This is a genomic window from Parasporobacterium paucivorans DSM 15970 (assembly GCF_900141895.1).
Taxonomy (GTDB): Bacteria; Bacillota; Clostridia; order Lachnospirales; family Lachnospiraceae; genus Parasporobacterium; species Parasporobacterium paucivorans.
In genome coordinates, this window is record NZ_FQYT01000013.1 from 1 (window position 1) to 20,336 (window position 20,336).

General features: G+C 42.7%; 18 protein-coding genes and 1 riboswitch. Of the genes, 16 read left to right on the forward strand and 2 right to left on the reverse strand.

Translation table 11 applies throughout. From position 1 onward, the window contains the following. Positions 1-255: 255 nt before the first annotated feature. The gene (locus BUA79_RS06845) at positions 256-798 is read left to right on the forward strand and encodes a transposase (protein ID WP_242941659.1); all 543 of its coding nucleotides are present in this window, start codon (positions 256-258) and stop codon (positions 796-798) included. Positions 799-859: 61 nt separating this feature from the next. Next, complete coding sequence (locus BUA79_RS06850) at positions 860-1,288, forward strand: hypothetical protein (protein ID WP_073993631.1); 429 nt, start codon at positions 860-862, stop codon at positions 1,286-1,288. A gap of 177 nt (positions 1,289-1,465) precedes the next feature. Here BUA79_RS06850 and nudC read toward each other — a convergent pair whose 3' ends face one another. Next, positions 1,466-2,314, reverse strand: a complete 849-nt coding sequence (nudC, locus tag BUA79_RS06855) for an NAD(+) diphosphatase (RefSeq protein ID WP_073993632.1) — start codon at positions 2,312-2,314, stop codon at positions 1,466-1,468. Positions 2,315-2,806: 492 nt separating this feature from the next. Here nudC and BUA79_RS06860 point away from each other — a divergent pair, with 492 nt between their 5' ends. After that, a complete protein-coding gene (locus BUA79_RS06860; protein WP_073993633.1) occupies positions 2,807-3,961 on the forward strand; it encodes a GTPase in 1,155 nt (384 codons plus the stop codon). Positions 3,962-4,052: 91 nt separating this feature from the next. Here the strand turns inward: BUA79_RS06860 and BUA79_RS06865 are convergent, their stop codons facing one another. Then, complete coding sequence (locus BUA79_RS06865) at positions 4,053-5,369, reverse strand: uroporphyrinogen decarboxylase family protein (protein ID WP_242941660.1); 1,317 nt, start codon at positions 5,367-5,369, stop codon at positions 4,053-4,055. 155 nt (positions 5,370-5,524) lie between these two features. Here BUA79_RS06865 and BUA79_RS06870 point away from each other — a divergent pair, with 155 nt between their 5' ends. The 13 genes from BUA79_RS06870 to BUA79_RS06930 all read left to right on the forward strand — a co-directional run bounded on the left by BUA79_RS06870 (position 5,525) and on the right by BUA79_RS06930 (position 20,334). Then, positions 5,525-7,084: a PucR family transcriptional regulator gene (locus BUA79_RS06870; RefSeq protein WP_073993634.1), complete on the forward strand. Its 1,560-nt coding sequence runs from the start codon at positions 5,525-5,527 to the stop codon at positions 7,082-7,084. 46 nt (positions 7,085-7,130) lie between these two features. Then, a riboswitch (cyclic di-GMP riboswitch) is annotated at positions 7,131-7,226 on the forward strand. A gap of 89 nt (positions 7,227-7,315) precedes the next feature. Beyond that, positions 7,316-7,468, forward strand: coding sequence for a hypothetical protein (locus tag BUA79_RS12510; RefSeq protein WP_178138554.1), 153 nt, complete (start codon positions 7,316-7,318; stop codon positions 7,466-7,468). 309 nt (positions 7,469-7,777) lie between these two features. Continuing rightward, positions 7,778-8,284, forward strand: a complete 507-nt coding sequence (locus BUA79_RS06875) for a VanZ family protein (protein ID WP_073993635.1) — start codon at positions 7,778-7,780, stop codon at positions 8,282-8,284. Between the two features lie 247 nt (positions 8,285-8,531). Next, positions 8,532-9,284, forward strand: a complete 753-nt coding sequence (locus BUA79_RS06880; RefSeq protein WP_073993636.1) for a YveK family protein — start codon at positions 8,532-8,534, stop codon at positions 9,282-9,284. Positions 9,285-9,299: 15 nt separating this feature from the next. Next, positions 9,300-10,022 carry a CpsD/CapB family tyrosine-protein kinase gene (locus BUA79_RS06885; protein WP_073993637.1) on the forward strand — a complete coding sequence of 241 codons (723 nt, stop codon included), beginning with the start codon at positions 9,300-9,302 and terminating at the stop codon, positions 10,020-10,022. Then, positions 10,023-11,960, forward strand: a complete 1,938-nt coding sequence (locus BUA79_RS06890) for a polysaccharide biosynthesis protein (protein WP_073993638.1) — start codon at positions 10,023-10,025, stop codon at positions 11,958-11,960. A 35-nt stretch (positions 11,961-11,995) separates the two neighbouring features. Next, entirely contained in the window at positions 11,996-13,801 is a 1,806-nt protein-coding gene (locus BUA79_RS12650) for a sugar transferase (protein ID WP_330389208.1), read from the forward strand. A 10-nt stretch (positions 13,802-13,811) separates the two neighbouring features. Continuing rightward, entirely contained in the window at positions 13,812-14,975 is a 1,164-nt protein-coding gene (locus tag BUA79_RS06905; protein WP_073993639.1) for an O-antigen ligase family protein, read from the forward strand. An 11-nt stretch (positions 14,976-14,986) separates the two neighbouring features. After that, positions 14,987-16,042, forward strand: coding sequence for a glycosyltransferase (locus BUA79_RS06910; protein WP_073993640.1), 1,056 nt, complete (start codon positions 14,987-14,989; stop codon positions 16,040-16,042). 32 nt (positions 16,043-16,074) lie between these two features. Next, positions 16,075-17,139, forward strand: a complete 1,065-nt coding sequence (locus BUA79_RS06915) for a GNAT family N-acetyltransferase (protein WP_073993641.1) — start codon at positions 16,075-16,077, stop codon at positions 17,137-17,139. After that, on the forward strand, positions 17,136-18,254 hold the full coding sequence (locus BUA79_RS06920) for a glycosyltransferase (RefSeq protein ID WP_094757352.1): 1,119 nt from the start codon (positions 17,136-17,138) through the stop codon (positions 18,252-18,254). The genes BUA79_RS06915 and BUA79_RS06920 overlap by 4 nt, the downstream gene beginning before the upstream one ends. 5 nt (positions 18,255-18,259) lie before the next feature. Beyond that, complete coding sequence (locus tag BUA79_RS06925) at positions 18,260-19,207, forward strand: glycosyltransferase family 2 protein (protein ID WP_073993643.1); 948 nt, start codon at positions 18,260-18,262, stop codon at positions 19,205-19,207. A 20-nt stretch (positions 19,208-19,227) separates the two neighbouring features. Beyond that, positions 19,228-20,334: a polysaccharide pyruvyl transferase family protein gene (locus BUA79_RS06930; RefSeq protein WP_073993644.1), complete on the forward strand. Its 1,107-nt coding sequence runs from the start codon at positions 19,228-19,230 to the stop codon at positions 20,332-20,334. Positions 20,335-20,336: the final 2 nt, after the last annotated feature.

Sequence of the window (20,336 nt, forward strand, 5' to 3'; positions counted from 1 at the left end):
GTTTATGAAAACTAAGGAACCGCCGTGTACCGAACGGTACGCACGGTGGTGTGAGAGGACGGCTAATCAATTAATGGTTAGCCTCCTACTCGATTGGGGGTCAGACCCCTCGGTTTCACATTACTCCTATACAACTCTTTACATTACAATCGCAATAAGTTACAATATTTTCATATCTTTTACATTCTGATCATATCTTTTTTAAAACCCCAACATTTCAGCAACAAAATCGAAAATCTAACAGGAAAGGTGATGATGAGTATTGCAAGAAAACCGCGCATTTGGTACCCAGGTGCAAAATATCATGTGGTAAACCGAGGTAATCATTCAGATGATATTTTCTGGGAGGAGGAAGACTATCTTGAATTTCTGAAAATCCTCGAAATTACGGGAGAGCAGCATCCTTTTTCCCTACTGAGTTTTTGCCTGATGTCAAACCATATTCATTTACAGCTTGAAACGAAAGAGGAGCCTATTTGGGAAATTATGAAGGCCATCAAAATGGATTATACACGTTATTACAATAAGAAATATTCATTGTCGGGGCATCTATTTCAAGGCAGATATGGATCGAAAATCATTGAAGATGTTTATTATTTACTGGAGTCTAACCGTTATATACACCAAAATCCGGTAAGGGCCCAGATGGTAAGCAGACCCGAGGAATATCCCTGGAGCAGTTATGGTATTTACGTCGGGATGAGAGAATGGAATTTTCTACAGACTCAGGAAATACTTGATTGCTTCAAAAATGGAAGTCGTAATTTGTATAGAGAATTTATTGAGAAGGGGGTCTGACCCTCCATAGATACATAAAATATGATATAATTATCATAAATTATTCAAGGAGACAAAAAATATGTCGAATCAGCCATTTAAAGAACTTACTCGGATGGAAAAGGCGGAAGTACTGAAAAAGAAAATCGAAGAGGTTTCGCCAGCAATCGTGAGTGAATATTATAACCTGTATGGGAACAGATTGATCCAGTTGGATATTAATGTCACGGAATTTATGAATGCTCTCGAATTTATGGACGTATATTGCCAAAGGGTTATAAAGTCCTCTCTCCCATGCGAAGTTCCTGAATCCGAAATCAATTCAACGCTCAATCTGTTCAATGCCATTTTATTGGAGGATTCTAAAAATATTACCCCCGAAGATGTTAGGAATATGAAACCGGTTTGTAAAGAGATGTATAAGAGTACATCTATAATGAATTCTGCAATGGCAAAGAGATTCAAAGATTGTTACCGTGGATTTTTTAAGAAACTGGATGCAGGACTCTGATTCGGATTTGACGGAAGGAGAGCCTGCAAGAATATAATTCCTGCAGGCTTATGAAAAAGATTTATATTAACAAAGTCATCCGCTTTGATATTATAAGAATAAAAGATTTAAGTGATAAGATAATGGTTGCAATATGAAAAGTGCGTGAAATTCGCAAATGGGGGTCAGACCCCTTAGTCAATCTTGTAATTTGACTGTACCGGTCCTGAAGGCTTCCATCATTTCACCGGTGAGGCTGATTTTGAGTTCCTCTTCAGTGATATCATCCCTATGCATCCACACGGCCAAAGCAAGTTCATCCTCTTGCAACGTGATAACATCATTTCCATCCAGTTCTGCATAAAATCCTGCCAAAAGACTGTCAGAGAAAGGCCATGGCTGGCTCTTATAGAATTTCAGGTTTTTTACCTGTAATCCGACTTCTTCCTTTACTTCACGGATAACCGCTTGTTCCAGGTTTTCTCCAATTTCGACAAAACCGGCCACGAGAGCATAACGGTTATATGCGCGACCAGCGTATTTTGTCAGAAGCAGGCGATCGCCATCATAAACTGCCACGATTACACAGGGAGAAATAGTCGGATAAGCTTGGAAGCCACAGGATTCGCAGTAAAGCGTCCGCTCTTTTTCTGAACGTTCCATTTGTTTCCCACACTTACTACAGAAATGGTGGTTGTCATACCAGCGGTTCAGCTGCCACCCCACTGAACCTGCGAAAGAACGCCAGTATTTGGGCTCAGTACGGAACCTTGACGTGGTTGCATACGTCCACCCATCAATCGAATCCAATCCTTTTTTGCTTACAAGATAATAATTAATAGCATCAATGGTAAAGAGAAATTGGGCCTCCTCCCTCAGCCGCGGAAAATGATCTTCGAAATCAGAGAATGACGGATACCAAAGCTTATCCCTGTCTTCGTGAATGAGTATGTTTTCCCCATCGTATGCGAGAAATAAATCTTGTGGCTGGGCTGGAATATTTTTGAAGATATTATTAAATATTCTGGGTTCAATATCCTGAATCATGGTACTCCTCTTTCAAAATAGGTATTTGTCTTATATTATAGCACAACTACTATGGGGTCAGACCCCCATCCTTCTAAAAAAATAAAAATGCCGGACATTACATCCGGCATTTTATTGTTGACACGACTAGTTGATAGTTTTTGATTTTATGATTCGTGCATATAACAATCCGACCTGAAAACCAGTATATGCTAAGCCGAAACCTTTTTGAAATAGATTCATTTTATTCATGTAGACCTCCTTGGTATTGATTTGATTCATTCCCGACCAGTTCTTTATGACGTAATTATAGCATGTTAAATATCGTGCAGTTATCCACAAGGATATGACATTAATGATGTATGTGAATAAATATAACAGAGGAGGTCAGACCCCCTATTTACACATCAACATCGACGGTATTTTATATAAATGGTATAATATAAGCAGTACCAGGACAAAAATCTTCAATTCACCGACGGGGACCCACATTTAAAGAAAGGTTGTTGCTATATGAATATAAAAGCAAACGTACTAGTGGTGGGAAATTCAGGGGTTGGGAAGAGTACCTTGATAAATACGGTATTTGATTTTGAGCGGGCTGCAGTCGGGGAAGGTTCCACAATCACCAGAAAAATGGCAATTTACGAAACCGGGAAAACGAATTTTCGTTTGATTGACACCAGAGGCCTTGAATATGGATGGCGGGCACAAATTCAGACTAAGAATGCCTTAAGCAAGTGGTCCAAGGATAGCGTGAAGAAAAATGAAGAAGAAAAATACATCCATATTATATGGTATTGTATAGACGCCACTTCGAAGCGGGTTTTTTCGAAAAATCTGGATTTATTAAAAAATGTGGCCAGGTTATGGAAAAATATACCAATAATCATTGTCCTGACAAAATCCTATTCCGAGAAGGAATTGGAAGAAAATTTCAGGATGGTAAAGATAAGCCTTGAAAAATATAAAACTCAGCATCTGCACATAGTTGGAATCATTCCAGTTGTGGCGAAGCCCTTTGCGGTCAATGAAGAAATTATTATTCCCCCAGTCGGGGTAGACCATTTGATTGAAAGAACAAACGAAATCATACCTGAAGCTTTTAGAATAAATGAAAAATCAGTCAGGGAACTGAGTCTGCGGATTAAACGAACAAATGCGAATTCACTTACAATTGCAGCTACTTCAGGGGCAGCCGTGATCGGAGCTGTGCCGATACCTGTTGCCGACTCGCTGATACTTATGCCACTGCAAAGCGGTCTGGTTATCGGAATATCAAAAATATATGGATTGAACAAAAAGGATAGAAATTCCAACAACATAACAAATGCCATAATAAGCAGCGGAGCAGTTACTCTTGGGGCCAGGACTGTCATATCCGGATTGAAAGCAATTCCGGGTTTGAATATTGCAGCTGCGTTGATAAATTCAGTTGTAGCGGCAGTCATTACTGCGGTGATAGGAGAGATAACCATCAAGATTATGGAAAAAATGCAGAAAGGAGAAGTACAACCGGAGAATCTGGAATGGATTAGAAAATTTGCAGAGAGCGAATTTCTTAGCAGGACCGGAAAATATGTCGGGAAGTTAGGAAAGAGTTTAGAGGGAAAAGACCCAAAGCATGTAGGTAAGGTGATTTCTGAAATATTCAAGAAGGGGGTCTGACCCCCTTCTTAACGTAATCCTTTTCTAGAATATCACAGAAAAGCGGTGCCAGGGCTTATATGCCCTAACACCGCTTTTGAAAGTTTTCTGATTATCTGTTTTTTCCGTAGGTCATGACAGTATCGAACATGGCCTCGACGTTTTCCCTTTTGGCATTGTCAATAGATCCGTCTGTATCAAAAATATAACCGCCGCCAGGAGCGCAAATGTCGATAATTCTTTTGCACTCATCGATAACCTGCTGTTTTGTGCCATATTCCAGCAGATATATTGGCAGGTTGCCGCTGATGCAGGCGATGTCACCGAGTACTTTTTTTGCCTCAACCATATCAGTCTGCTCGAAGTGAATGATGACCTTGCCTTTCGGAAGATCCGCAAGCTGCTGAATACGAGTGAAATACTTACCTTCTGTATACAAAACAGGAGTCACTCCCATGTCAACAAGAGCCAGGATAATCTTTTTGAGCGGTTTCCAGTATAGTCTCTCGTACATTTTGTCGCTCATGAATCCGTCCATTCCTTTGTGCATAGGGAAGAATACCCTTTTGACAGGCAATGGAACATGCTTGAAGTATTCATAGGATGCAATCTGGATGTCAGCAAGCATATAGCAGGCTGCTTCCATTTCATCCGGGCATTCCAGCTGATCCGTGAGGGCCGCAAGGGTGCCGCGGAAATAATCACCTAAAATATCAAAAGGAACTTCGCCAGCACCTGTCATGAATGGAGGGAATCCCATGGAAACCAGCTGGTTTGTAACGGCGTTGGACGCCTCGGCAGCAAGTCCATCTTCTTTGCCAATTTGGGCAAGCAGTGAAAATGCTTCCTGGGCGGCGGGAGAATACAGGGAGCCCATCGGTGTCGTATTCAAAATTATAGAAGGAACGATCCGCACATCGGAAAGACCCTGTAGGGCTGGAAAAGCGCGTGGAATGTATTTTCTCAGCATGAAACCGGTGTAATCCTTCAGAAGTTCCGGATACTCATCCTGGGTCATGTACTCGTATTCTTTCACCTGGTAAGTGGAAAAATCTGGAACCCTTGTTCCTGGGCGACCCGGCCAGTCAATCATTTTAGACTGGGCAATTTCGTTTGAGCGGCCGCTGGTGAATGCGAGATGGGTCGTTGCATCCGGTTTGAAATCATTATAAAATTTTATAAGGGCTTCGCCTGCGCGTGGATAATTATACATGGTATCTTTATAGGTGCAGTTATCCAGAAAAAATGGCAGTGCACCAATCATGGGAGCGATAGGAATCCGATCGCTCTCCTTTAAGGCCACGGCATCCTCTACTCGCTGAATACGCTCGTTGAATAACTCTTCTGCATTCTTTTCCATGCCTTCAGTGTTTAAATCCTTGACAAACCAGGACGAGCTGGCTGTTTCATTAACGTTTATTTCCGACATTTGATAGCATACCTCCTAAATGAAATATAAATTATTGAAAAACTTAACAATACCTATATTACAAGAATAAATGCAAAAAAGAAATACTACAGAGTTGTTGACATTTATAGCATGCTTTCCTATACTTTATAGTAATAGGAATTTGGAGGACGAATATGCGGTTGAACTTAACAATTTTAGAAGAGGAATTGTCAAAGAAGTATACAGTAAAGAGTTTCTTGCATGAAATTGATCCCATGCGCTATATCGGCGTTCAGGCACTGGAAGATGACATAATACCTCTGGAACAGCACATCCTGTTAATCGGAGCAGGCTGCCGGAACGCGGCAGTATTAAGGGGGGGATACGGGGTTATCAGCCTTGGGGAACCAGACAGCCGGATTATCCGGAAAAACGAGTGTCTGATTCTGTCCGAAGATATCCCGCTGGTAAAGCTTTTTTCGGAAATACAGAGAATCTACTTCAAATATACCATTTGGGCGGAATCCTTACATGAGGCGGTCAGCAAGGGAGCGGGGCTACAGGAGTTATGCGATTTGAGTGCGGAAATATTTGAAAACCCCATTCTTGTCTATGACAACAATCTCTTTCTGCTGGCAATCAGCAACGATGCACAGGGACTTCCGGTGTGGGATTACGATGAAAAAAGCGGGAAGCGGACACTGCCCCTTGAGGTATTGAATGACTTTAAACTGAACGAGGAATTTCAGCAGACGATGCTGACTACAGGAGCAAAAATGTGCTCCGAAAACGTCATCGGTTATAAGGTCCTGTATCATAATTTCTGGGTGAATAATTTTTATGCCGGCCGGATATGTATTAACGAACTGAAGCGCGAAATAACCCCAGGAGAATATTCGCTGCTGGAATATTTCTCCAATATTTTGGAGCCGGTACTTCAATACAGCAAGGTTCGCCAGAACGAAAGAATCAAGGCCTTCGAGCAATCCTTGAAGGATATGCTTTCTGGAAATGCAGTCAATGAAATGCTGTTGCTTGCTGGTCTGACTGATATCGGGTGGGGACGTAATGACCGTCATTTTTATATCAGAATTATTACGGAAGACCGGGATTCCAAAACTTTTTCGGCAAACTACACCTGCAACCAGCTGGAGAATCATTTTCCACACAGCTTTGTATTTCCTTATGACCAATCTATCCTGATGATTATCAATCTGGAAAAGAACCGAAAGGAACTTTCCATTCTTTTGTCGGAAATCAAGATGTTCTTGAGGGAAGGACTTTTTAGAGCCGGAATCAGCCGGGTATGCAGTGATTTCTTCAGACTCCGGGAATATTTTTTTCAGACTGCCCTTGCGGTGCAGGTCGGCGAAAAAAGGGACCCGATGTATTGGTATTATTATTTTGGGGACTATACCATTCCTGCAATGTTCCATGAAATGACCCGTAACATATCTTCGGACATATATTGCGAGAGGGGGTTGTTTTCCCTCCTGAAATATGATGAAGAACATGGGACCCAGCTTTATGAGACCCTCAGGACATACCTTGACTGCAACATGAATATCACACATACTTCCGAGAAAATGTTTATACACAGGACGACCCTGATGTACCGGCTGGAGCGCATCAGTTCGATGGTAGGCGCGGATATTAAGAACCCGGAGGAACGGTTCCGGATTCTGCTTTCATATCACTTGCTGGATTGGACCAATGGGGGTCAGACCCCCAAGTTGACCCCACAGTCAAAATAAAAAAACTTGAAATTCACAGATATTAAGAGTATTATTAGCTTATAATTAAATAAATGGGCAAAGCCGATGAAAATTGGTGACGCAAAGCTTTAGTCTAAGGCGGTACTAATAAGTGTTCCGCTAAGATTGTCAGGTTGCAATTATAATTTCTGCTTCAAGCAGAAATCATGATTGCTTTTTTATTTTAACCTAACATTTACGTACTATTACAGAATAATAAGAAGGGGTTTGATGAAACGACTAAGACTAAGAAAAAGTATTCTTGCTCTGGGGTTATGTGCGGTAATTGCATTTACACCGTCCGGTTCGATATTTGCATCTGAACCGGTGGACGAAACCGGCAACGGCTCTGTGTCTCAGGATATTGTCGGCAGCCCAGGATAAAGTATTCAACCAGGATATCGGAGGCATGCCAAACTAAATACGCTGGATTTAACTGATGACTGGAAAGATCTAGGCACTTTTTTAGCGACAGATACCTGGTCTGCCGAAGAAGAAAAAACTAATGTAAACAATATTTTAAAGTGCAGTGAATACATGCCGCGGATTTGCAAAGAACCATTCACGGCACGTTAAACAGCTGTCAGGGAATACTGGTTATTTTTGCCCCAGCATGTCACAATAATTCTGTAAAGTACTTATCGATGTGGTTCCTGCAAAGGCATGCCTTTTAGAAGGAAGCGTGAGTGCTCCATGAGAAATCGTAAGAAAATAATTGCCATAGGTCTGGTTGTTCTCTGTATGCTCCTGATCTTCCTGTTTTCGTCACAGCCTGCCCCTCAATCATCCGAATTGAGCATGGAAATCGGAGAAGCGATTGGGAAGGTTTTTGTGGAAGGCTTTGATGAAATGACAGAGGGTGAGCAGGCCGACTATGCGATGAATATTGATTATGCAATTAGGAAGGCCTCACATGCCTTGGAATTTGTACTATTGGGCGGACTGTTCATGGCTGTTTTTGGAATATACAGGCTCAGAATACGGATGCCGGTCGCCCTGCTGGGCACCGCATTATATGCTGTCAGTGATGAACTCCATCAGCATTTTGTAATGGGGCGTGCCGGACAGGGTAAGGATGTTCTGATAGACAGTATTGGAGCAGTGCTTGGAATACTTGTCTACGCGGGAGTTGTTCTGCTGAAAAAGAGACGGACAAAAACCAAAGTCTCCCGGCAAGAGGGCAAGCGGCCCATTGAATAAGAAATCCTTAATTATTGATATTATTGTATATTTGGGGTATAATTAACACAAAGAATACTAGCTTTTGACAATTCGCATTTTCTTGCTTGGTGGGGAAAGAAGGTTAGAAGAAGATGGAGTAGCAGGAAATCATACGTGTTTTTGAACATGAAGATGGTTGACTGCTATTTTTGTCTAAAAGTATCAGACGGTTATTTGACAGGGAATGGAACAGGTAAACAATTACCTTGATGGGGGTTATGATTACATGAAACATTCAAATAAGGAAACCGAAATTGATATGAGAGAAATATTGAGGATACTGCGTGACAGGCTCTGGATTATTCTGCTTGCAGGAATTGTCTTTATGATTGGAACCTACTCGTTCAGCAGGTTCGTTCTGACTCCTGTATATGAATCCACTACAAAGATATATATTATAAACGTGGAGGGAACCGGAACATCGATAACCTATTCGGATCTGCAGACGGGCAGCCAGCTCACGCAGGATTATATGCAGCTCATCGTGAGCCGGCCGGTGACGGAGCAGGTGATCAAGGACCTTGACCTGAACATGTCGTACGGGGAACTTGCCTCGCTCATAACCGTCAACAATCCAGCGAATACCAGAATACTCGACATTACTGTGAAATATACGGATCCAATTATGGCAAAAGAAATCGCGGACGCCGTAAGGGGCGCAGCGGCAGACCAGATTCTTAAGATCATGAACATCGATCAGGTCAATGTGGTGGAGGAAGCAAACGTACCAACATCGGCATCCAAGCCCAACATTTTGAAAAATACAGTCATCGGAGCTTTTCTCGGTATCCTGATTGCCTGCCTGATTGTATTCACTGGATATTTTCTGGACGATACGATAAAGACCGGCGATGACGTGGAAAAATATCTTGGAATAAGTGTATTAAGCGCAATTCCGGCTCAGCGCAGTATGGTTGAGTCTGGGAAAAAATCAAAAGCCAGAGCAAAGGCGGAACAAGCGGAAAACGCAGCTGAATAGAAAGAGGTCGTGCGTATGAAAACCGTAAAGATAAACAAGCTGATTAAACTGGATTATTATGCGGACGAAGCATATAAGAAATTAAGAACCAATATTCAGTTTTCCGGTCATGATATCAAGACTGTAGGTATCACAAGCTGTCTCGATGATGAGGGAAAGAGCAGTATAGCCTTTAACCTTGCCCTTTCGACAGCCAGTGCAGGTAAAAGGACTGTATTTGTGGATGCGGACTTACGGAAATCCGTAACAATGGGCCGATACAGGATCGAGGAAAACGTTGAGGGCCTCAGTCATTATCTTTCGGGAATAGATGCTGAAGAATCCGTATACCCGACAAGCATTAGCAATCTGTATATGCTATTTTCGGGTCCCCTTCCACCGAACCCGTCCGAGCTGTTGAACGGGGAGCGTTTCCGGAATCTGGTCAGGAGACTCAGACAGGAATATGATTATGTAATAATCGATACACCGCCTTTGGGGAAAGTCATCGATGCTGCCGTAGTGGCAGGTGTCTGTGATGGCGTGATACTTGTCATATCTACAAACAGAGTAAGCTACAAATTCGCACAGGCTGTCAAGGAACAGCTTGAAAAAACCGGATGCCGTATTCTCGGAGCGGTGCTTAACAATGTGGAGATATCCAAATCAGGATTATATGGAAAGTATTATGGCAAATACTATGGTAAGCACAATGAAAAGTACGCAGGAGATGAAAGTCCTGGAAACGGGGGGAGTTAAATGCGGAATATCCTTGCCGGAAAAACAAATGTAATCAAAAGAGTGCTTAAGGCAGCCAGTGATGCACTTGTTATAATCGTGTGCACATACCTGTCCCTTTTTATTCGGTTTGATTTCAAAATTACCCAGGTCGATTTCCAGTATCTGGATTCATTGGGGCGCTATCTGCCATTCAATATAGTGATGACAATCCTTGTTTTTTATCTATTCAGGCTGTATCACAGCATCTGGAGTCTGGCAAGCATATTGGAAATGAGCAGGATTTTCCTGGCATCCCTTATTTCATCGGCTATTCAGGTTGTTGGAATCCTGCTTATCGGTTACCGTGTGCCGGTAGGCTATTATCTTATATACACGTCATCTCTGTTTGTCCTGACACTGATGACCAGATTCATGTACAGATCCATCATGATGATACGGAGCAGAGTGCGCTATGGAGACTCTAGTATTGTCAATACTATGATAATTGGAGCCGGGCACGCGGCGGGTATCCTTATCCAGGGAATGGATTCCGAAACATTACACCAAAACCGGAAAATATGCTGTCTGGTGGACGATGCACCGGAAAAACAGGGCAGCTATATCCAGGGAGTTAAAGTGATGGGAACCAGAGAGGACATTCTTTCTCTGGCATCCAAATATAAGATTGATGAGATAATTATTTCGATTCCGTCTGCCACAAAAGAAAATGTTGCCGAAATAATAGACATATGCAATGAAACAAAATGCGACTTGAAAATCTTTCCAGGTGTCTACCAGATGGTCAACGGGGAGCACGGGGTTGGCAAACTCAGGAAAGTCAAACTGGAAGACCTCCTCGGCAGGAGCCCGGTTGAAGTGGATCTTGTCAGAGTGAAAAACAATATACGTGGAAAAGTTATCCTGGTAACAGGCGGAGGAGGGTCAATCGGCAGTGAAATATGCAGGCAGATTGCCATGGGGGAGCCGAAACAGTTAATCGTATTGGATGAATATGAAAATGGTGCCTACGACCTTCAGCAGGAGATCGTGTCAAATTACCCGGAGCTGGATCTGGTGGTTCTGATCGCATCCGTACGGAACAGGGAAGGAATATATGAAATATTTAATGCATACAGACCGGATATTGTCTACCATGCCGCTGCCCATAAGCATGTGCCCCTCATGGAGGCCAGCCCGAATGAAGCTATAATCAACAATGTGTTCGGTACTGTGAATACGGTAATGGCCGCAGATAAATTTGATGTCAGGCGATTCGTCATGATATCGACGGATAAGGCGGTGAATCCGACCAATATCATGGGTGCATCCAAGTGCATCTGTGAGATGATCATCCAGGTATTCAACAAATATTCAGCCACAGATTTTGTTGCGGTCCGATTCGGCAACGTGCTTGGTTCAAACGGAAGTGTCATTCCCCTGTTTGAAAAGCAGATTGCCAATGGCGGACCGGTCACAGTGACACATCCGGATATAACCAGGTACTTCATGACCATACCGGAAGCGGTGTCGCTGGTTTTGGAGGCAGGAGAATTTGCACTGGGAGGAGAAATATTCATCCTGGATATGGGCGAACCGGTTAAGGTCCTGGATCTGGCAGTCAATATTATCCGACTTTCCGGTCTCAAGCCATATGAGGATATTCGAATCGAATTCACGGGACTCAGACCTGGCGAAAAGATGTTCGAGGAGCTGATCAGAAATACGAACGGTCTTGGAGAGACACCTAACCGGAAGATTCACGTTGAACAGCCCTTTGAGATAGATATGAAAACTTTCATCAGGCAGTTAAAGAGGCTGAAACGTGCGTGCTACAACGACACGGCGGACATTCGGAAATTCGTGCAGCAAATCGTGCCCACCTACAGATATGGAACCGAAGAGACAAATGGACAGACAAACGAACAGGGCGGACGGCCGGCAAGTACTGCGCATGATGTGGACAGAAAAAACAAATAACGGAAAACGCTGTGTTGGTAAAGGGGAGCTCAGGGATGAAATATCTATGGGTAAAAAGACTGTTCGATATACTTCTGTCATTGTTTGGGCTGATTGTCTTTTCGCCGGTTTTTCTGGGGGTCGTTATCGCGATTAAGCTCGACACGGAGGGCCCCGTGTTATTCAGGCAAAAGAGGGTCGGTATCCATAAGACCAATTTTAATATCCTCAAATTCAGGACAATGCGGATAGATACACCTAAGGATGTACCGAAACACATGCTGATAAATCCTGAGCAGTGGATCACCAGGACGGGAAGGTTTCTGCGCAGGACAAGCCTGGATGAGCTGCCCCAGATATGGAATGTCCTTACCGGACAGATGACCATTATCGGTCCGAGACCGGCTCTGTGGAACCAGGAGGATTTGATAGCGGAACGTGACAAATACGGAGCCAATGATATCAAACCGGGGGTCACGGGATGGGCACAGATAAACGGACGGGACGGGCTATCCGTTGAAGTTAAGGCAAAAATGGATGGAGAATATGTCCGAAAAATGGGATTTTGGCTTGATTTTAAATGCTTTTTCAAGTCATTTATAAAAGTATTCAAACACATAGGAGTGATAGAGGGAAAAAGACAGGAAGAGAAGAGGAAGCATATTTTAATCGTTTCCCAATATTATTATCCGGAACAGTTCCGGATAAATGACATTTCTACTGAATGGGTAAAGAAAGGATACAAAGTAACAGTCGTCACGGGCATACCAAATTACCCTCAGGGAAAATTTTTCGAAGGGTATGGACTGTTCAAAAAAAGAAAGGATGAAAACAACGGTGTGAACATTATAAGGATTCCAATTGTGCCAAGAGGGAAGAATCCGGTATTCCTGGGCCTGAATTACATATCTTTCGTCATATCCGGTTTTTTCTGGAAGATATTCACAGGTATCAGGGCCGATTATGTGTTCATCTTTGGGCTGTCCCCAATCCTCCAGGCTCTTCCTGGCGTATGGTATGCGAGGAAGAGAAAGATTCCCTGCTATCTATATGTGCAGGATCTCTGGCCGGAGAGTCTGGAAATGGTTTCCGGGATATCGAATAAAAGGATTTTGGGCGTTATTGGACGGATTGTCGATTATATTTATCAACACTGCACTATGATATTCACAACATCCGAAAGCTTTCTTGAAGCTATTGCTATGCGGAATATTCCGCGAAACAAGCTGGAATACTGGCCCCAATATGCCGAGGATTTTTATATGCCAATTCCAAAAAAGAAAGTAGGAGAAATTCCAGAGGACGGAGCCTTTAACATAATTTTTACTGGAAATATCGGCAATGCCCAGGGGTTGGACATTCTGCCGGAGACGGCTGAACGTCTGAGAGCAGCAGGATTTGAGAAAAAGATTCGCTTTAATATCGTCGGGGACGGTCGCTACAGGGAAACCCTTGAAGCACTTGTGAAAAACAAGGATGTGGGAGGTATGTTCAATTTCATTCCAAAGCAGCCCCCAGACCGGATTCCTCACCTTCTGGCAGCCAGTGACGCAGCGTTCCTTTGTCTTACACCAAGTCCGGTATTTGCCAAAACAATTCCGGCGAAGCTTCAGTCCTACCTTGCCTGTGGGATACCTGTAATCGCTTCAGCAGAAGGAGAGACGGAAAAAATTCTTCGTGTATCAGGTGCAGGCGTTTGTGTTCCCCCAAAAGATGTCGGGGGACTGGCAGAAAAGATTATAGAGATATGCAGCAAGCCAAAAGAAGAAATGTACCATATGGGAAACAATGCAAGCAATTTCAGCAGGAATTATTTTTCCAAGACAGAGCTGTTAAACAAAATGGACCGTTACTTTGAGTAGAGATGAATTCATGGATGCAACAGAGGAAAATATGACGAATATAAGCGAAAAATCCACAAAGATTCAAATTGCTGTTTTATGTTTTGCTACTAACATTTCGCAGCTTCCTATTCTTGTGGAGCGGGGACTGACTACAATCGTCGCTATGCCGTTGTGGGTTGTTGCATTGCTGCTCATTGTCTTCAAAAACAGATACAAGTTAAAAAAAGAGATATTCTTCCTTTTGGTCATGGCAGTTCTCTTTCTGATCGGTCAATGCTTAGCCACTATAATTAACGGGAATGATTACCTGATCACCAGCCTTTCCTATCCGTTCTATCTCAGTATATTTATGGTTTTAGTCATATATTTTTATTCGGGAAAGATGACCGAAAAAGATTTTGGAATAATTGCTGCCGGGTATATTTCAAGCACAGCCATCGTTGCATTTGCAGTATATTTCACCTATTTTCGAGGTGGTTTTGACTGGAATTCGATCCAATACGTGTACAGTTCAAAAAATTCAGTCTCCCAAATAATTTTTACGGCAATTACGCTGCTGATATTCTGTATCAGGCCAACCAGGAAGTATCAGAGGGTGTTTAAATATGCAGGTGTCCTGTTGTTTACAGTTTTTCTGCTTGCATTAAGAAGCAGGGCAAGTATTTTAGGCCTCCTGATCATAATTATCATTGTCGTATTCTTCAGCAGGGCAGACTGGAAAATCAAGGCGCTGATAATGCTGGTAATCGTCGGTTTTGCGATTGCACTGTTTTCAAATGATTCCCTGTATAATTTTTTAGTCAATAATATTCTGCTTGGAAACAGGGATATCAAGAATCTGGATGAGGTCTCTTCCGGACGCTTGGATATACTGAGTACATTTCCAAGTCTGATTGAAGGGAACGGGTTGCTTGGAGCAGGCAACCGATATTATGAATGCTTTTATCTGGCTGCGTTTTTGCAGCACGGATATATATTTGGAAGCATTCTGATTATTGTGGCAATATATCCGGCGATATGGGCTGTACGCCACTTGAGGATGGACGAAAGCGTGAACATCATGTTTCTGGTTCTCGCAGTCAGTTATTGTGTCAATGGCATATTTGAGGGAGTTGCTCCATTAGGACCAGGAGTCAAATGTTATTTCGTATGGCTCATGCTCGGACTGATGTTAAAGAGAGAGCATAGTTAAAGGTGGGAAGAATGAGGATAGTCGTAAATGATATAGCTGCAAGCTCAGGGGGAGCACTATCGATTCTCAGAAGTTTTCATGGTTTTCTTCAAAAGTCAGATTATGGAAAGGAGCATGAATGGATATTCCTGTTGGGAGACCGCCATATAGAGGAAAACGGAAATATCAAAGTTATTGTACTGGATAAAGTCAAAAAAAACTGGTTTTCACGTTTGGCTTTTGACGCAGTTTCAGGAAGCCGGTTTATATCAAAATTGAAGCCGGATATCATCTTTTCCCTTCAGAATACCATGGTTTACGGCTTGGCTTGCCCCCAGATTCTATATGTGCACCAGTCAATCCCCTTTCAAAAAATAAAAAAGTTCTCATTTTTTAAGCCTGAAGAAAGAAAACTGGCGGTATATCAATATCTGATCGGCACAATGATCAGAAGTTCGATAAAAAGAGCCGATGGAGTTATCGTGCAAACTCGATGGATCAGGGACGCAGTTATTGAGTCAACGGGGATTTCGGAGGGACGGATCAACAGCATTTTCCCTGAATGTGATTCTCCGCCTCCAAACATTGAAAAAATCCAATTTGACCGGCATAAATTCTTCTATCCAGCTTCAAAGGATATATACAAAAATCACAAATGCATCTGTGAAGCCGGTGAGATTTTACGAAAGAAGGGCATAGCAGATTTTGAAATATTTCTGACACTTGAGCAGGCAGAGCCAGGGCAGAATATCACATATCTGGGGGCTATATCGCGGGAGTCCGTAATGCAAAAATATAAAATGACTACCCTGATTTTTCCTTCGTATATTGAAACTGTTGGTCTGCCCCTTTTGGAAGCCCGCATGTCTGGAAGCATCATAATTGCTTGTGATTGCCCGTTTGCACATGAAGTTCTCGATGGATATGAAAACGCCTATTATTTTGATCCATTCAATCCGGAGGAGCTGGCGAGGCTGATGGAAGGGGTGCTAAGAGGCGATATAATCCGAAAAGCGACAAAACGATGGGAACCGGATACGACGGGATGGGAAGGCGTTGTGCAGATTATTCTTGAAACAGCAAATTGAACAAGTGAACGCTCTTGGGAGGGGAGGATCCTATGAATTTTGAAATCATTGATTCGGAAGAAGAATTTCTGCAATTAAGAGAAAAGTGGAATTCGATAGCCGCTTCCATGGAGGATGCCACGCCTTTTCAAACCTGGGAATGGAATTTCGCCTGGTGGAAAAATTCGGAGGATGAAATCCTTCTGCATATCATTAAAGGTTACGAGGGAACAGAAATATATGGAATAGCGCCGCTGGTAATTCGAAACGGAACTACTTCTTTTATCGGAGGGGAGCATATTGACTACGGGCTATTTCTTATCCATAAAAAAAAGTATGAGGTGATATCGGGTTTCGTAGACATGCTGCGAAAGGACGCAGATGCTTTCGTCCTCCAGCAGATGCCTTCCCATTCGCCTCAGATTCATTCCATAAAACGGATTCTTTCCGGGAAAAACAAGTGCTTGATTCGTGAAATGACGCGTACCGCGTATATTTCTTTGAGAGAATATGAAGATTTTGATGATTATTACACTTTACTGAGCAAGAATTTACGACAGAACACGATCCGCCCGTCGATAAAATCCGGGATAACGTTTCAGCATGCAGAAATCAACGATGACATTCTGCATACGATACTATCATTGTATGAGGAGAGGCAGCGAGAGCGGATTAACAGGTCCGGGCTGTCCTGGCTGCCAGGGATGTTGAAAAATAAGGATGCACAACCCCTCTATTCCGTCTATATCGCCAGGATTGAAGACGACGATGCTGCCTTTATGGTAACCATGACATATAACAACAGGATTTTTCTGTGGTTAACCGCCTATGCTCCTGCACATGGGAATATCTATCCAGGCCAGGGGCTTTATTACCATATCATCCGATACGGTTTTGAACAGAAGATTGATGTCATATCCTTTATGCGGGGCGATTATGACTTCAAGTTAAGGTGGAACTGTGACATGGATACCAACTATTCTGTTTACGGGTATCCAACGCATATCAGCTGCCTGAAGGCCAGGATAACATTCTTTTTGCGACAGAGGCTTCGAAAACTGGTCTACAGCAATCAGACAATACACAGGTTTTATCAAAAACGGGCGGGAGGAAAATGAGAATGAAGATCCTGGCTGTTTTTGTAGAGGTTACCTCCTATATAATCTCCCTGATTGAAAATGTATACCACGTATCCACGGATAATGACATCACCTGTGTCTTTTGCAGCCAGTCTGTAACCGGTCATATTCCGGATGCAGAACTGCCTTCAAACTGTTTGATACTAGAAGGGAGCATCTCCAAAAAAATCTGGCATCTGCGAAAAGAATTGCACCATCAGCACTTTGACCTGATGATCATTAATGGATATTCGGATTTTATCCGCAGCGGATTGATTCAGTATTGCCGCTGTAAGAAAATACCATATTGTATCGAAGTGGATACACAGCTGATGCTGCCTTCCAGTCGGATCAAGGCACAGATCAAATCTCTGTACCTTCATAGGATTTTTGAAAATCAGGCATATGGTTTTGCAGGGGGAACAAGGCAGCGCAGATTGTTTGAGTATTATGGAATGGACAGCAGCCATATTTTCACGATGCCGATGACCATAGATGTGGAGTATTTCAGAAAAACGGTCGAAGACTGCCCCGGCAGAGAGGAATTAAAGGAAAAATATGGAGTCGGATCCGGACCTGTCATTCTCTTTGTAGGAAGATTGACCAAGGTTAAGAATATTCCTCTTCTAATGGAGGTATTGTCGAAGCTTGAAAAAGATACCGTTCTTGTTATTGTCGGAAAGGGAGAAGAAGAAGCGAGACTGCGTAAAAAGGCTATAGAGCTACGGGTGGATGACAGAGTATATTTCTTTGAATATCAGACCATGCCGTGTCTTGCTGAATTTTATAAACTGGCGGATGTTTTTGTACTGCCTTCTTACTTTGAACAATGGGGTCTTGTAATAAATGAAGCTCTTTCCTGCGGAATCCCTTGCGTTGTGAGTGATAAAGCCGGAGCTGCAGACGACCTGATTATGAAAAACCGTAATGGATTCATTTTTGAAAGCGGGAACGCGGAGGATCTGGCGGATAAGATAGTGCGGGCATTGAAGGCCAGTTTTTGCCAGAAAGAGATAAGCGCTTGTATGGACAAGTGGAATTATGAAGTATACGCCCAAAGCTTCAGGAATGCTGTTAACCTGATTCAAAAATATAGCAGAGATGGAAAGGAGTAAAAATTATGGTCCGGACGCTTCCGATTTCATTCGTAATTCCGACAATGAACAGGCCTGACGCTTTTAAAAGAACCATTGATGGACTGATGGACAAAGAATATATCCCTGCTCAGATTATTGTGGTGGACCAGTCTTTGAATGATACGGAAAAGGATTTGAACAGAAGCTGTTTGGGGTTTTATAATGACAGGATAGAAACTGAATATATCTTTCAGGAAAAGCCTTCACTTACAAAAGCCAGAAACAACGGGTATAAACTATGCCGTCATGAAATCATAGTATGTTCAGATGATGATGTTGATGTTAAAGAGGATACGTTAAAGAATCTCTTCAATCTCATGCAAAATGATAATGTTGCGATGGTGGCTGGAATAAATGAAAACTCTGGACATTCGCGGACAGATCTGGGATATCTGTTTGGGACAAAGTCCTTTCGGAACCGTAAAATCGGGCACGTCACCCTTTCTGTACTGGGCCGCTATCCGGATGATGTGAGGGGAGAAGTCGAAACGCAATGGGCCATGGGATATTTTTTCGCTATCCGCAAATCATTAAAGGACAGGTGGAATTTGGAATGGGATGAAAGACTAACGGGGTATGCTTATGCGGAGGATCTGGATTTCAGCTACGGATATTACAAAAAGGCACAAACAGAGAAACGCAGATGCATCATAAACGAACAGGTCAGGGTAAGACATCTCGTTTCGAATGAATACAGGGTGCCAACCCTGAAGGGAACGTACATGTATGTCATCAACCGGGAGTATATCAGCTATAAACATAAAATGGGAGCGGCATCCAGAGTCGTTTCCAGATGGACCAATACAGGGCAGTTTCTTCTCAGATGTATCAAAAGAGAAAGGCCAATGGATATGTTAAGGGCTCAGGCCCGCTGTGAAAAAAACAGGAAACTAATAAAGGCGGGTATTTTAAGGGAAACCTTCTATGAATAGCGGGGAAGGAGTGTTGAAAAATGAAAAATATAGGTATCATAACTTTCCACAGAGCTCTGAATTATGGTTCAGCCCTGCAGGCATATGCATTAAACAAATATCTCAATAATCAAGGATACCGGGCAGAAACGATTGATTTCCAGACGAAAGCCCAAAAAAATCTGTACAGCCTTATGGAATGCTCACATTCAGTTATGGGGAAGGCAAGAAACCTGCACACCATGCTTTTTTTACCGGCTGTACTGGTCCGCAGGAGGCGGTTTGACCGGTTTATCGAGGAAAATGTTAAACACAGTAAAAAGAGATACCATACATCTAGTGAACTGTACCGGATTGGGAAAAAATTCGACTATTACATATGTGGCAGCGACCAGATATGGAATCCATACTGTACGGACTTTGATGAAGCATACATGCTTCCTTTCGTGGAGGATAAATCAAGATGTATTTCGTATGCGCCCAGTATAGGAACCAGCCAGATAGAGGAAAAATATCATTTTCTGTTTCGAGATAATCTGAAAGGCTTCAAAGCTCAGTCAACCAGGGAAGAGGCGGGAGCCCATATCCTTGAAGAAATTACCGGCACCAGACCGGCGGTGCTCCCAGACCCGGTATTTCTCCTGAGCCGGAGGGAATGGAAAAAGATAATCCCCGCCAGAAAAATCAAAAAACCGTATATTTTTTGCTATTTTATCGGAAATGTAGCAGGAATGCGGTCGTTTGCCATTAATATGAGGAAAAAAACCGGAATGCCACTGGTAGTTATAAATAAGAATCTGCGGGATTTGCTGTATTGGAATAAAAAGATGTATGACGCCGGTCCCAAGGAGTTTCTTTCCCTTCTGTACTATGCAGATTTCATCTGTACGGATTCATTTCATGCGGCGGCTTTTTCTGCAATTTTCAATAAACAATTCTGGATATTTGTTGATAAAGATAAAGCCTTTTCCTCTAAAAGCAGAATTTATAACATCGCCAATAAATTGGGCTTAGAAAACCGGGTGCTGACGGAATGCAGCCGGAATATAAGAGTCGACGAACCGATAGATTTCAAATTATGCAATGAAAGGATAGAACTGGAAAGGGAAAAAGGGAAAAAATATTTAGCGGATGCGCTGGGGGACTAAGT